We start from the raw sequence: 15,784 nt of genomic DNA, 5'->3' as shown, positions 1-15,784 counted from the left end.
TACAAACTATGAAAAGGAAATCTTATCAGCTATTATTCGGCTTATTTACCGGCCTCGCGCTTTTTTTATCCTGCAGTAAAAAAGGTATTGTAAAAAACGAAGTAAAAATTGATGCTAAAAATTTAACCGGTTGCCGGTCTGGTGCCAGTTGCGAATACCTGTTTACAGAACAGGCGGACTTAAATACCAACAACAGTTTTATGACAGGCCCCTACCGTTTATTCTGGTTCAGAGAGCAATGGACCATTCTTACCACCACAATTTATATAAAGGCCCCTATGCAGGGAAACAGCTTTGAACTGGGAAAAGAAGACATACTTAGCGGCCGTGTGCTGTTTCAGCAATCATGCCCATCTTGTAACATGATACTTTTAAAACCGGTGGATGGTTATGTGAAAGGGATAAACACTACACCCGGAAATCGGGCTGACCAGGCACGATGGCTGCTGGAGGGTAAAGTGATATTGCAGGGACCCACTAACGCACCCGCCAAAGACACGGTTTTTATTAAGCAATACTTCAGCCCAAACTTTATATTTAATTAACCGGCCCTTTCAAGCCTGCAAGAAATGAGCTCCGCTTCGGTAAGCGGGGCCATTTTAAACTAATAAGCCAGGGGTTGATGATTAACCGTACGCACCACGGTATGAACCATGTCGTCTATATCAAAAGGTTTGCGGATATAATCATTAGCCTCGCACTCCGTGGCAATCAGTTCGATATCATTAGCTGTGGAAAGAATAATGACCGGGATATGCTTCAGCATGTCAATCTGTTTGATCTTACGGCACAGGCGATGCCCCGGACGGTTGTTGATAAACTCATCCAACAGCATAATATCGGGTTTAAAGGGAATGATCTCCGTTAAATCCTCAGGTTCCGGGATACTCAGGGTAATAAAACCCTGCTCCTCTAAAATCAATGCCACAATATGCCGTATATCCTGGTCATTTTCAATGATCAACACTTTCTTCGTCAAGCCCGTAGTTTTAAACAAATATAACATAAAGTTTATGGTTTAAAAAAACGTCCATAAGATGTAAATTTACGGTTGCCGGCAACTGCACCAAACAAAGCCAGTCTTTGGTACCCCCTTTGTTGTACCGCCAATATGAAACATTTGATTTTATTAATGGCACAAATGTTTAAACAGGGCCTTAAGGCCAGCCTACCCTGTATTCCGATCATTTTCTTTCGTATTTTCATCATCAGTAAACCATCACCGGCAATTCCAGGCATGAACTTCATAGCTATTTAACCGGCCGTTGATCAGTATATTTTATGAAAAAAATCATCTGTTATATTTTCGCTTTCGCGATGCTTCCTGCGTTTTACGCCCCTGTTTTTGCCCAGCAAAAATTCGACGATGGCAAGGGGGCTTTTGCAACCGGGAAATACCGCAATCTTTTTAAAGAGCAGGGCCATTCGGCCAAAGCAATAAACGCTAAAATAAAAGCGGGTTTTGATCAGTTGTTTTTCGGTCAGCCTGATAGCGAGGCGGTGTATTTCCCGGTGGGGAAAAATGCTAACGGGCCACTGGCTTACATCAGTGATGTACCGCATAATGATATCCGGTCGGAGGGCATGTCCTATGGTATGATGATTGCCGTACAACTGAATGAAAAGGCCGTATTTGATGCCTTATGGAATTACGCCGTGACCAATATGTACATCAGCGCCAAAGATCATCCATCCGAAGGTTACTTTTCCTGGTCGCTTAAGCGAAACGGCCTGCCCAATGAAGAAACACCAGCACCGGATGGCGAGGAGTATTTTGTAACCGCCTTATACTTTGCGTCGGGACGCTGGGGAAACGGCAGCGGTATTTATAATTATCGTGCATGGGCAGATAAGATCCTGAGTACCATGAGGCATCACGCACTTAAAAAAGGACAAACCAAATTCGGCCCGCGCACCATTGGCCCTATGGTTAATGAAGATAAAAAAATGATCCGTTTTGTACCGGGCGGCGAAAGCAGCGGATTTACCGATCCATCTTACCATTTACCGCATTTTTATGAGCTTTGGGCACGCTGGGGACCCGCAGCAGACCGGAATTTCTGGTACGCAGCCGCTGATACGAGTCGCATTTTTTTTTCTAAGGTCACCCATCCTGTAACGGGTTTGGCGCCTGATTATGCCAATTTTGACGGCACAACCGTAGCCGTTAGATGGAATAAACATGCTGCCGATTTCTCCTTTGATTCCTGGCGTACGGCCAGTAACTGGTCGGTAGATTGGCTTTGGTTTAAAAAAGTGCCCGAAGAGCAGGTATTGAGTGATCGTATTCAGGCCTTTTTTGCCTCAAAAGGCTTGGATACTTACGGCTGCCAGTTTACATTGGATGGAACGCAGCAACTGGATAACCGGCATGCCAGCGGCCTGGTTGCCACAAACGCGGTTGCAAGCCTGGCCGCCAAACAGCCCCTATCCCAAAAATATGTGGCCGCTTTATGGAATGCCCCAATCCCTAAGAAACTGGTTGAACGGTATTATGATGGTTTACTTTACATCATGGCGCTGCTGCATTGCAGCGGAAACTATAAAATTTATCCGCCGAAATAAGGCGATAAAAGTATCATGATCTTTTCTACCTCCTATTTAAATAATTTATCATTGTAAACCGGGTCATGCCCGTTGTATGATAACCATTTAAATGAGGCCTTTTGTACCGTACTTATCCCCGATGATGTGGCATACAAACCGAAAAGGCAGCCCGTAAAGCCCCCGGCCACATGTGTGCTTAAAAACTTAGCGTCCACATTATCTTTCAGCAATTTCCATTCAGACGGTTGATCAGCAAAGTGGAAGCTGTAGAACTGCCCTTCCGCGCTGATCCGTAACCAGAGCTTTTTAGAATTTCCGGCAAGCGATACCTGTGTAAGCAGATCCATTTTCTTCGTCTCTGGGTTGCTTTTATATAACTGCACCACCGGCTGATCTTTTTCAACTGATTGACAGATAAAATAAAAATGCAGTTCGTCCTGAAAGATGGTCAGGCCCGCTTTTTCGTTCGCTTTAGTAGTGGCAAAACTCAGCTCTGTTTCCGCACTGCAATAAAGATGCTGTTGCCTTTTCCCGATAAAGGAAGGGCTGCCCGTATCCATGCAGGTTTCGGGCTTAAGGTTTAAGGTTAAGCCATCCGCCTTGCTTAAGGTGAAGCTTGAACTATCGCAGGTCCTTAAAAACAGCAGCGAAGGATCAAGTTGTTTTTCGAAAGATAAAGTGTAACTGAAATTGCCGCTTTGCGGCAGGGCCTGGCTCTGCTTAACTTCTTTATAGGGCGCCTGATAACTATACCTGACAACAGCGCTCTGCGGATTGATAACGGGCCAATCATTTCTCCATTCAACAGGTGCGATAAATGTTTCGCGGCCGGTATTATAAAAATCATCCTGATAAGGCCTTACAGCCAGAAAAATAGCATAGGTCTTCCCATCGGGGCCCTGAACAAACTGTGCATGCCCGGCAGATGTAACCGGGTATTTCCGGTCGGCCGGTAAGCCTTTCTGTGTCAGGATTGGGTTTTCTGCGTACGGAACGTATGGCCCCAGCGCGGAACGGCTCCTGAAAACAACTTCCGAATGATTAACCGAAGTCCCGCCTTCGGCCGCATACAGATAATACCAGTTATTTGCCTTCATGATGTGCGGGCCTTCTATCCATACCGGCTTTTTAGTAATATCCACACCGCCGTTAACCAACGTGGTTTCCTCTCCCACTACTTTTAACGCGATGGGGTCAAATTCATAGATCCTGATCGTTCTGTGCCCCGGATAAAGAGATACACGATCAGGTGGATCGCTGTTATACAGGATATAAGCTTTATTATCGTCAAAAAACAAGGAGGGATCAATCCCCTTTACCTGCGGCAGCCATACCGGGTCGCTCCAGGGCCCCGCGGGATCTTTGGCGGTGACAACAAAATTCCCCTTACGGTCGATAAGCGTACAGGTGAGGTAATAAGTCCCTTTGTAATAGTCGATTGCCGGCGCAAAAAGCCCCCTTGTTACCCTATCGCCCACAAAATTCATTTGGGAGGTGCGGCTAATCACATTTCCGATTTGTTTCCAGTTCTTCAGATCTTTACTGTGGAAAACAGGGATCCCCGGGAAGTAGGAAAATGTAGAATTGACCAGGTAATAATCTGCCCCTACCCGCACAATGCTGGGATCGGGATAAAAGCCCGTTAAAATCGGGTTAACCAGCGTAGTTTGTTGGGCTATGACCAACTTATTATTTAGCAGGAGAGATCCCCATAAAAGGGTTAAAAATCTGACTGTCTTCATCATATCCTTTATATACATATTTGTGTGTTTGGAAAGGTAGTATCCATGCTTAGTACCGCTGCTTAATTTCAGGCCTCGCCGAAAACGTGAGCCAGTTCAGGTTCATCAATTCACCTTCTCCGCCAAAAAATTTCAGCACAAGCCGATGCTTGCCTTTTAAGAGTGGGATACGCGTTGTTAATGTTTGGTATTGCTGCGAATTACCCGTAGCAGGCACACTGACAGTGGCTATGGGTTTATGATCATCCATATCCAAATAAAGTTCAATACGCCCGGTTGGCGATTGTCGGCTTGAAGCCACCCGGAAATGCACGAACCGCTGCCCCTGTCCAAAATCAATTTGGTTATAGGCCAGCCAGCTGCCATTAACAATATGGGTAACGTTCTGATCTTTTCCTGTGCTTGTATCACGGCACCACCCGGTTTTGGCCAGGTGAATCTCATCATACATTTCAGCTTCAATGGTTGAGCTGGCAGGGAACAGATTGGGCGGGCCCTGCCTGGTTTGCATTCGGAACCAATCGACATCGACAAAGCCGCCGGCTTGGCTGGTAGCATAATTGAACAAGGCGAAACGGTTACCTGTAAATATTTTAAGACTGAACATCATGTTTAGCTGATTACCCAGCCGGATGAAGTTCTTATTATCTAAACTGTAAGAAAACGTTGCCAGATCTTTGGTGGTCACGGCATCTGCTTTAAAAAACACCTTATCATGCTGACCGATATCAACGCTGTCAATTTGTCTGCCACCATTCACCATAACAATTTTAAAACCGCTGCTTGTTTTGCAGGCCGCTATATAGGCATAAGGGCTTTGAAAAACAGCCAGGCCACTCACATCTCCCGCTTTCATCCCAGCGAGCGATAACGCGACAACGGCCATTGAGGATGGCCCGAAGATCCGTTGCGTCAACGTGTTTCTTGCCCGCGGAAGACTGTCCGTAACCTTAACTGTCGTCAGCCTTAAAAAGCCTTTATGTTTTGTTAACGACCAGGATCTTTCGTCCGGGTTATGATTCCAGGACCATTGCAGGCCCAGTGTTTTAGCCGTAAACTCATCGCTGGTAGGGAGCACTTTAACCGGCCAGGCCTTACCCACGTCAGGTTTTTTATAGGTCACCACGGCGCGTCCGTCTACGCCAACTATAGGCCAGCTATCTGTCCAGGTCACCGGCTGAAGGGTTGGGACACGCCCCACGCCAATACGGTCCTGAAAAATGATGCTCCACCATTGGCCAGTCTGGGTTTCAACCAGCGCCCCCTGGTGCACCCCCATGCCCGTAAGGTTCATATCATCCTTCAGCACCACTTTCTCTTCGTACGGGCCATAAATATTTTTTGATCTCAGGCATACCTGGTAACCATCTCCCCCGCCGTAAGTAGCATAGATATAATAAAGGCCGTTAATTTTATAAACATGGCTGCCCTCCAAACCGGGGCGCGCTACCTTATCATAAATCAAACTGTCTTTTCCAACAGGTGCAAAATTTTCATCCAACCGGGTCAGCGATAGTGTTGAATAACCGTGCACCACATAGGTTTTGCCATCATCATCAAAAAAAAGCCCCGGATCATGAAACCCTCTCGGTAATTTACGCGTCGTCCATGGGCCTTCCGCCCGGGTTGCCGTACTTAAAAAGCCGCCCTCATCGTTAGTTTTAAAAAGCAGGTAAAACTTACCGTTATGGTAACGCATACTGGTTGCCCATTGCCCGTGCCCGTAACGGGTGCCGCCCTCCATGTTATATGCCGGATGCATATCAAAACGCTGAACAGCATTGGCCGCATATTCCCAGTTCACCAGGTCTTTTGATTTCATAACAGGTACACCGGGCAAGTAAAACATCGTAGTAGTAACCATGTAATAGGTATCGTTTACACGGATAACATCATTATCAGGAAAATCAGCCCATATCACCGGATTAGTATACGTGCCGTTCTGATTGTCGGACTGCTGGGCGAAAGACCCGGTTGTGCCCATCATCAGTAATACCAGGTAATAAAATGCCTTGTGCCTGCTTTTCCTTTTCATAAAATCATTCCTTATTACCTGTTAGCGCCTGAAGCTTTCGGGTGGGCCTAAATAGCTGGGCTTTACGCCTTGCCCAGTGCCTAACACAATTTTCTCCAGCACAATTCCCGGGCTTTCCATCCATATTTTGATGGTGTGTACTCCGGCCTTTACCACCTGATGGTTTGTGCTGATGATGTTAATGTTCGCGGCAACCGCCTGGTTCCATAAATTGGGGTTAAGGTCGGCGTTAACTGGCATAAACCGGGGCTGCTCATCATCTATCGAAACCGCGTAGCGCAATGATTTATCAGGCGTAAAATCAATTGTCGGCGCAAAATAGGCACTAATGGTAACGGCTCCGGGGTCGGTCAGTTTAACCATATATTCGAGATGTGGTTTTGGATCGCCGGGTTGGCTAAGGGCTGCCGGGCCAGTCATTAAGGTCATTGCGGATACCGTGCGACCGTAGTCGGGCAATACCGTCCAATGCAAGGCTTTACCGGATACCGCTTTTTGGAAATGGGCGGCCTCCATAGAAACATACGGATTGGTTTGTATATAGCCTTTAAAATCTCCCGGGGCAATTCGTGCAAAGCTGAGCCCGACGGTTATGCTGGTACCATCTGAACCACTGATTTTTAGCGTCGCCTCTGTAGTTCCTCCCGCCAACTTCTGCCAATCGACACTGACCCAGATTCGCTGCTGCTGATCAATTTCGCCTGAAGGAGTGGTAAGGTTGATGTATTCCGGGCCTTCTATTTTATAACTGACCGGCTTACCTCCCCTGTTAAATAGCTCGATAAAGTGTTTTGCGTTTTGCAGATCGTTAAACTGAGGCAAGCGGGGAATACTGGTCGCCTGTGGCCACCATTCAGCAGCCCCTTCTACCGCAAGCCCTAAGGCCGGCTGCCCGGGGAGTTCTATCTTAGTGACCGGGGGCATAACATTGGTCGGTGGTTCCTGCCACGATGTATACCCGATATGGGTTTGGTCCATCATGTGGTTCCACTTGCCGCCGGCCAGTTGGGTATTATAGTATTTGGAGATCGCGGCATCCTTTAAAAAAAGAGCATTCGCTTTTTCCGCCATTTCGTTAGTAGCAGCACGGCCCTGCCGGGCGTACTGACGGTTTAGCGCTACAGCGTAATACATTTCGTAAAGATTAGCGGTTGCCGAAACAGGATGTAATACCAGTTGATAATACGCGTCCTTATACTGCGGCTGGATTAGGCGCGACAATGAATCGGCAAGAGCATTTAATTGGCAATAGTCGCTCACTACCCGCTCAAACTCGTTGTAATTGTTAAGGCTATAGGTGTTTTCGTTCAGTAGTTCGGGTTTGCGCCTGCCGTTGTATTTGGTATAGGTTGAAAGTATCCCGGCAATTTGGGTGGCATAACGGTCGCCAAACTGCTGTTTGGCCCAGTTACGGGTATATGGTTGTAAGTCGCCGGCACTGATCTTGCTGGGGTCCCAGGCATAGTCCAGGAAGAAAGAGATGGGGAATTCCATCGGTTTCAGATCCCCTACATTCACTATCCACACCTGGTTAACATGGTGCTGATAGGCCAGGTGCATTTGTTCCCAAACCTTAGTTATCGGGTTGGTATTGATCCATTTATAATTGCGCGGCCCGCCTACATAATCAAAATGATAATAGATGCCATAACCACCGCTGCGTGGCTTTTCCGTAATCGCCGGTAATTTTCGGATATTTCCCCAATTATCGTCGCAAAGCAGTAAGGTAATATCATCAGGGACCCGCATACCCTGATCATAGTAATCCTGCACTTCTTTATACAAAGCCCATATCTGCGGGGTGCGTTCTGCCGGCTTTGCGGTTACCGAAGCGATGATATTACGCTGATCTGCCACTATTTTTTCCAGCAAGGCGATGTTGGTCCCTTCAGACATGGCCATATCACCATCGCCCCGCATCCCAACGGTTACAAGCGTTTCCGCATTGCCCATGTTTTCGATGCCTTTACGCCAAAAATCCCGCAATACTTCTCCATTTTTATAATAATCCCAGGCGCCGCTGCCATAACGTTTCCACTCTTGCTGAGCCCGGTCCATCGGTTCATGATGCGAGGTACCCATAACTATCCCGTATTCATCAGCCGTTTTGCGGTTTAACGGATCATCATCGTTAAAAGCGTTGCCCCACATGGCCGGCCACAGGTAATTCCCCTTCAAACGCAAGATCAGCTCGAACACCTTAGCATACGCCAGGTGATTAAAGCCGCCAAATTTTTCCCTTGTCCAGCCAGAAAAAGCAGGCGCCTCGTCATTTATAAAAATGCCCCGGTATTTTACCGCGGGTTCGCCCCGGGTATGGCGACCGGGGAGCACATAAAGTTTATCCTGCTGCCTGATCGGCACATCGGCCCAGTAATACCACGGAGATACGCCAATTTGCGCGGAGAGATCATAAATACCGTAAATAGTGCCCCGCTTATCGCTACCGGCTATTACCAGTGCGCGATCAACACCCGGCATGGGTTTGTCTACCGAAGTGATCAAAAACGTTTCCCATTTGCCTTTAATGTTTTTGACGTCCAGTTTTTTCGTTGCGATCAGACGGTCTATTAAGGGCGATTTTCCGATAGTGCCGATCAGGACAACCTGCTTGCCGGATGGCTTTGCAACCGAAAAAAGCGGTTCGGCTTTGGTTACGGCGGCCATATCATGCTGCAGATCTTTGGCCGCGCGAAGCACTCCCGGGAAGTCGGCCCCACTTAAATAAATGGGGGCAGAAACACCCTTAACCGATAATGGAAATGCATTGCCCGTACCCACCTGTTTGATGTAAGAAGTATCGGTAACCGCCCAGCTACGCAGGCTGGCAAACAGCAGCAGGGACAAAGTTAATGGCAGGCCCGCATGGATGTTTTTACGAATAGCTGTTGACATATAGATCAAATAATTGATGATTGTTTATCTGGTTAGCATTTTCTGGAGCCTGTAATGGATGGCTGCCGGAAAATGCTAAATTCCACAGATCCGGTTATTCCGGATAGTCGTTTTCTGCAAAAACATGTCATAAATGTTCATACGTTAAATATTTCGGGGAAATAATGATGATTTAATCACCTATCCCTATACTGTTTGTGAGTTTGACCGGGCCGAAATATTATTAGCCGGCGGTTTCTGCTCTCATTTTAGCGTCTTTACGTTTGAAATTAATGTATTCGGACGGGAGGACGCTGTACTTTGCCTTAAAAAGGCGCGAAAAATAACTTGGCGTACCAAACCCTGTCATATAGGCTATCTGGGCCACATTGTAATCGCTTTTTTCCAGGAACGTTGCTGCCCGGTCAAGCTTTACCGAACGTATATATTCGATTGGGGTAAGGCCCGTCATCTCCAGCAGTTTGTGATAAAGAGAGCCCCGGCTCATCCCCACATGTTTACTTAAATCCTCTACCGAAAGTTCGGGGTCGTTCAGTTTTTCATCGATATACTTAGCAATGTTATTCAGGAGCTTTGCATCAGTCGATTCTATTTCTATTTCCTTACCTACTACATGTATTTGTTTGGAATAAGCATCCTTAAGCGAGCGGTTATATAACAGCAGGTTTTTAATTTTGGTGTTTAGTATTTCAAAGTTAAATGGCTTGGTCAGGTAATCGTTAGCGCCGGATTCCAGCCCGGTAATCTGGTTTTCCTCGCCGTTGATAGCCGTGAGCAGGATCACGGGGATATGACTGGTTCGTTTATCCGATTTAATTTTGTGGCTGAGCTCAATCCCATTCATATAAGGCATGCTAATATCGCTCACTACCAATTGAGGATGGATGGCCAATGCCTTTTGCCAGCCTTCCTTGCCATTGGCGGCCTCAACAATATGATAGTAAGCCTGCAAGCTATCCTTCAAATAAAACCGGAATTCCTCATTGTCTTCTACTAAAAGAATGGTCGGCATTTGATTTTTCAACACCGCCTGATCCTCGCCGTTAGCCTCTGCTGCAGACAACCCACTGTCTTGATGCTCAACATCCTGTTCGTTGTCCGCAATAGCATCACTGTTTACAACCAATGGCAGTTTTAAGAAAAAAGTACTGCCGGTGCCTGCTTCGCTTTCTACAGTGATCTCGCCGCCATGGAGCTGGACAAACTCTTTGGTTATCGACAGCCCGATACCGCTTCCCTGGTTTAACACAAATACCGTGCTATTATCCTGGAAAAAACGTTCGAAGATCTGATCTTTTAATTCGGGCGCAATGCCTACTCCGGTATCTGAAATAGCCAGGCAAAATGTAACCGTATCCGGCGTATCGTTTTGCTCAACCGACATTTTCAGCCGGATAGCCCCGCCTTCACTGGTGAATTTGAAGGCATTTGACAAAAGGTTAAAAATAATCCTTTCAATTTTGTCATGGTCAAAAACCGTTGCTAAATGTTGGACATCACTTTCTACAATCAGGGAAATTTTCTTCCGTTCAGACAGATCCTGAAATGATTCAGCCGCTTCCTGAACAAATGAAATAATGTCTCCGTCGGATAGGTTAAGCTTTAATTCCTGCTCTTCCATTTTTCTAAAATCGAGCAGCTGATTAACCAGGTTGAGCAACCTGCGGGCATTGCGCCTGATCATTTTTACCTGGTTAGCTATGGCCGGATCATTATGTAATGACAATAGTTTATCAGCCGGCGCCAAAAGCAGGGAGATCGGTGTCCTGAACTCGTGACTTAAGTTGGTCAGGAACTTGATTTTCAAACTGTCTAATTCGTGAATACGCTCGGCTTCGCGCCGCTCCTGTTCAACCTGCCGCCGGGCATTGATCTTTTCCTGCTCCAACGCAAGCCCGAGTTTTATTTTCCGGATACCGCGGTGGCGGATGTACCACAATAGCCCTAAAGCTAAAACAACATAGATAAAATAAGCCAGCTTTGTACGCCAGATAGGCGGGAGTACATGAATATGCACGGTGGTTGGGCGCTCATTCCATTTCCCTTCCATATTATTTGTCCTGACCTGGAAAACATAATCACCGGGATCGAGATTGGTATAATAGGCTGTTTTAACTGTACCCACAAAATTCCAGTCCGGGTCAAAACCCGATAATTTATAGGAATACCGGTTTTGCTGAGGGACTGTATAATTCAGCGCCACATAACTTATTGAAAAATTTTGACCGTAAGCAAGCCGCACATCTTTAGCAAAACCAATCTGCTCCTGTATCGGCGAGTTTTCTCCCGGCAGCACCGTACGGTTAGATACCTTTAGATCGGTCAGCAGTACTGATGGCATATCGTTATTTGCAGATAAGGCTGAGGGTAAAAAATAATTAAACCCGTCCTGCCCCCCAAAGTACAGTTCTCCTGTCGATGATTTCATGCCCGAACCAACAATAAAAGGACTGTCCTGTACGCCGTTATGCTTAGTGAAACTTCTTATTTTTTTGGTCTTTGGATCAATGCTGCTGATCCCTTTATCCGTAGTTACCCAGATCAGGCCGCTATCATCTTCCAATATCTTATATACAATATCGTTTAGCAGGCCATTCGTTTCGTTAATTTGCGTAAACCGATGGGTCTTTTTATCAAAAAAGTTTAATCCGCCGCCATTGGTGCCTATCCAGGTATTGCCCGAGCGGTCATGAAATATGCTGAGCACTACGTTATCAGAAAGTTTGCTGTTGCCTTTGTCATAATGAGTAAAACTATGATCGGCACGATGATAAATAGCCAGCCCGGTACCATACGAGCCCAGCCAAACATCACCGTTTTTATCTTCGGCAATTGCACGTAAATAACCGTTAATCGGCAAAGCTAATTCGTATTGGCTTCGCGCATGGTTTCCATACCTGGTAAACGTTTGATCTTTAGGGTTAAAAACATTAACCCCTTCGCCGTTTGTCCCTATCCATACTAACCCTTTACTATCCTGCTTTATGCAGAAGATATCGTTCATATTAAGATTATAGGGTACCGGCCCGGCCAGGTATTGCTTATACTGATTAGTTTGCGGGTTGTAAAGAAAAAGCCCGTTCTGGAAAGTGCCGATCCATAATTTGTTATCCGAATCCATTTCCAGCGCCAGGATGGATAGCGGGTTGCCCGCACGATGGATACTGCTATTGATCTCTAAATGCTTAAAGAGCCCTGTAGTCCGGTTAAAAAAATGCAAACCGCCGCCATCGGTACCGACAAATACCCCTGCTCCTTTCTTATAATCTGCAAACGAGGTGACAATAGATGAGGATAGTCCGTTAGGATCAAAAGGGGCGCCATGCTCCAGGTTAAAAAGGGCAAGGTTAGGATCGTATTTATTAACCCCGCCCTGATAGGTGCCAATCCAGGTGATCCCTTTGCGGGCGATACAAATACTGCGTACAGATTTATTGCTGAGGCCAAAAACATTCCTGCGGTTGGGTTGAATGCTGTTAAACGTATACGTTTTGCAATCCAAAATATTCAGCCCTTCTTCGGTACCCACCCAAAGTTTGCCGCCGGGTACCGGCACCATAGAATAGATCAGATCGCTGGTGATTGAAGTTGGTTCTTTATCTGAATGATGAAAAACCCTGAAGCTTTTCTCATCAGGCTGAAGCATGTTTAAGCCGTTGGCCGTCCCGAAAAACAACCGGCCATCGCTATCCTGGGTTATTGATTTAATGGTATTGTGGCTCAAGTTACCGGGGCCGGCATCCTGGTGGGCAAAGCGCTCAAACGTAGAACGTTTGGGGTTATAAAGTACCAGTCCGTCATTGGTGCCTATCCACATCCGGTGCTTTTTATCTTCGAACAGCGACTCAATCAGAAACAGGTTTAACTTGCGCGGATTTAACTGCTGAACATCAACCTGTGTTATTTTACCGGTACGCGGGTTAACAATTTTGAGGCTGTTGTAACTCCCCATCCAAATATTGCCGAGATGATCTTCGCATAAGGACGTAATCAGTGCCGATTTATAATCAGGCCAGGAGCCATCTCCCTTAAAAGCAACAAAAGCATCTTGCCGCGGATCATAATAAACTACCCCTCCTGCATTTGTCCCCACCCATATTCTTCCGGACTTATCTTCTAACATGGCGGTTACCTCGTTACCCGGAATGCTGGTACTGTCGCGTATATCGTGATTATAAACGGTGAAATTGGTTCCGTCGAACTTGTTTAGCCCATCGCCTGTTCCAAACCACATAAGCCCGTTGCTATCCTGTAAAATAACATTGACGGTATTGGAAGACAGTCCGTTTTTAGTGGTAAGCTTAGTAAAATTAAGATTTTTTTGACCGAAGGCCGACTGCAAAGCAAGCAGCACCAATACCAGAACTGACCAGGAATTGCCACATACAAATCTTTTTAACATAATCGGAGTTTAAACGCGGCCATTGCCAAAAACAGTTTCATCGGTTCAAACAAAACAAACAGCGATAAGATATGAGTATCCCGACGCCAAATGGTATTGTTTTTAATTGGTTAACAAATATACCCGAGGATAATCAAATGTTATACTACAGATGTTTAAATATAAGCAAAATTTGTTCAGTTTTCCTGTTATTGCCCATCGGTCCGGAAAGGGCTGGCCGGTAAATTTTCGGCATTATAAAGGTTAGCATTAGCCGGATTATCCGCCCAGGCGTACCGGACGTACAGGGGATGATCGATGCCATCTGCCGATACAATTACCTGGTTGCCCCTGATGACCGCCTTTGCCGGGACAAATTTTTTGTCGGCCCCCGCAATAGCAAATTCTGCAAGGTCCTCCACGCCTTTTGCTATTAATCCGTTACCAACATTGGTAAAATCAATAATAACGCGGTTGTTTTCAACAACGGATGACCGGTAGACCGGGCCCGAAGAAACCAAGTCTTTTTCACCATAAACCATTTTTTCGGCGGCAAGCGCTATGCGTAAACCCACGTCTTTTTTATTGAGCGGATGAATATCATTCCATTCGCCAAGATCTATCGTTACGGCCATGGCGGTATTGGGAACGGCCAGCGTTTTCAATTGCGCCTCGCGTAATTCGGCCCACTGGCTTTCGGACGGCACAAATTGCATCTCCATATAATTGGGCAATTGCGCGTATATGAAGGGCAACACGCTATCCTTCCAGGTTTTGCGCCAGTTGTTTATTAATATGGGCAGCAACTTTTCGTATTCTTTTGCCTTGCCGGTATTAGACTCACCCTGATACCATAAAACGCCTTTGATCTGATAATTTGAAACAGGGGCTATCATGGTATTATATAACTGCACAGGCTGATAAGCTAACGTAAAATTGGGGCCGCCGCTATCGGGTTTTGCAGGGGGGAATACCTGGCCTACTTTATATTGCCATGTGCCGCTCAGGTCGAAATTCTGCTCGCCCACATTAAGCACATAAGTTTTATCCGGAACAAAGCCCCCTTTTCCCGATGGACATGCTATTCTAATAACAATGACATTTTTACCCGGTTTTAGCAGACCTGCTACAACAGGATATCTTCGCCGGACGTATAGGTGTGATGACTGCCCGCAAAGTATACCGTTCACATAAAGCTCATCTGCATATACCATACGGCCTAAATACATGATGCCAGTTTGCCCGGCAATTGTTTTGGGCAAATTTATTTCTTTACGATACCATACCACACCGTTTAGCGGCCTGATACCCTGATCGTTCCAATAGCCCGGCACCTGCATCTGGCGCCATGTGTTGCTATTGTAAGTGGTATCATACCATGTTTTGGGGCCATTAAGGCCTTGATCATATTTTCTTGATGTTCGTTCGTTTTCAAGCCGGTTAGCTTCATTAATACTCGAATAGAGCCGTCGCATATAGGCGGTATCCATCAAATTGCGGTAATTGGTCAGCGCTGCGGGGAAATCTTTTAATCCTTCTTCACTTATCCAGGCCTCAATCGGCGTACCGCCCCAGCTGGCATTAACAATACCGATAGGGATATGATATTTATGATAGATTGTTAAAGCGAAAAAATACGCGGCTCCGCTAAAGTTCAGCACATTAGCGGGTGTAGCGGCTAACCACTGCCCACCGGTAAGATCGTGGTGGATCTGCGGCGAATCTATCCGGTTGGGAACCAGGAACTGCCTTATTTGCGGATATTCGGCCTGAGCTATTTCATTTGGATATTTCTCCTGTAAATCGGCCAGCGGCATTTGCATATTAGACTGGCCCGAGCAAAGCCATACATCGCCAATGAGTATATCTTTTACCCGGATAATGTTAGTTCCCGAAATATCCATTGTATAAGGCCCGCCCGGCCTCATAGCCGGAAGGGTGGCAACCCATTTGCCATCAGCCGCGGTGACCGCATGATAGCTTTTTCCATTAAAACCGATGTTGATCTTTTCGCCCGGAGAGGCCCATCCCCAAATATTCAATTTCTTATCACGCTGTAAAACCATATGGTCGCTTACCAATTGCGGCAGCCTGACATTGGCAAAAACCGGAGATTTAAAAAGTATCAGGAGGAGGAATATAGCCGGCAAACCAAACAATTTTCTATTCATAATTGGTTAAATT

The 15,784-nt window shown here is 46.2% G+C and carries 8 protein-coding genes; 2 read left to right on the top strand and 6 right to left on the bottom strand.

Annotated features, from left to right (window positions below; genetic code table 11):
• The first annotated feature begins 8 nt into the window (after nt 1-8).
• Nucleotides 9-545, top strand: coding sequence for a hypothetical protein (locus AC07M6_RS19800; protein WP_494892444.1), 537 nt, complete (start codon nt 9-11; stop codon nt 543-545).
• A gap of 59 nt (nt 546-604) precedes the next feature.
• Here the strand turns inward: AC07M6_RS19800 and AC07M6_RS19795 are convergent, their stop codons facing one another.
• The gene (locus AC07M6_RS19795) at nt 605-1,006 is read right to left on the bottom strand and encodes a response regulator (protein WP_494892443.1); all 402 of its coding nucleotides are present in this window, start codon (nt 1,004-1,006) and stop codon (nt 605-607) included.
• A gap of 275 nt (nt 1,007-1,281) precedes the next feature.
• Between AC07M6_RS19795 and AC07M6_RS19790 the strand changes: the two genes are divergently transcribed.
• A complete protein-coding gene (locus AC07M6_RS19790) occupies nt 1,282-2,565 on the top strand; it encodes a family 8 glycosyl hydrolase (RefSeq protein ID WP_494892441.1) in 1,284 nt (427 codons plus the stop codon).
• A 32-nt stretch (nt 2,566-2,597) separates the two neighbouring features.
• On the opposite strand, the gene AC07M6_RS19785 is transcribed toward AC07M6_RS19790, so the two are convergent.
• The 5 genes from AC07M6_RS19785 to AC07M6_RS19765 form a co-directional block, all read right to left on the bottom strand.
• Complete coding sequence (locus AC07M6_RS19785) at nt 2,598-4,292, bottom strand: glycoside hydrolase family 43 protein (RefSeq protein WP_494892440.1); 1,695 nt, start codon at nt 4,290-4,292, stop codon at nt 2,598-2,600.
• A 46-nt stretch (nt 4,293-4,338) separates the two neighbouring features.
• Nucleotides 4,339-6,324, bottom strand: coding sequence for a family 43 glycosylhydrolase (locus AC07M6_RS19780; RefSeq protein WP_494892438.1), 1,986 nt, complete (start codon nt 6,322-6,324; stop codon nt 4,339-4,341).
• Nucleotides 6,325-6,345: 21 nt separating this feature from the next.
• Nucleotides 6,346-9,219 (bottom strand): glycosyl hydrolase 115 family protein, encoded by a 2,874-nt coding sequence (locus tag AC07M6_RS19775; RefSeq protein WP_494892436.1) that lies wholly within the window; start codon nt 9,217-9,219, stop codon nt 6,346-6,348.
• Nucleotides 9,220-9,442: 223 nt separating this feature from the next.
• Complete coding sequence (locus AC07M6_RS19770; RefSeq protein WP_494892434.1) at nt 9,443-13,621, bottom strand: hybrid sensor histidine kinase/response regulator transcription factor; 4,179 nt, start codon at nt 13,619-13,621, stop codon at nt 9,443-9,445.
• Between the two features lie 188 nt (nt 13,622-13,809).
• Nucleotides 13,810-15,771, bottom strand: a complete 1,962-nt coding sequence (locus AC07M6_RS19765; protein ID WP_494892432.1) for a sialate O-acetylesterase — start codon at nt 15,769-15,771, stop codon at nt 13,810-13,812.
• Nucleotides 15,772-15,784: the final 13 nt, after the last annotated feature.

It is taken from the genome of Mucilaginibacter sp. GW821-FHT07H05 (assembly GCF_059418485.1).
Note: the sequence above shows the minus strand (reverse complement) of the source record. Positions and strands in the feature narration are given on the sequence as shown.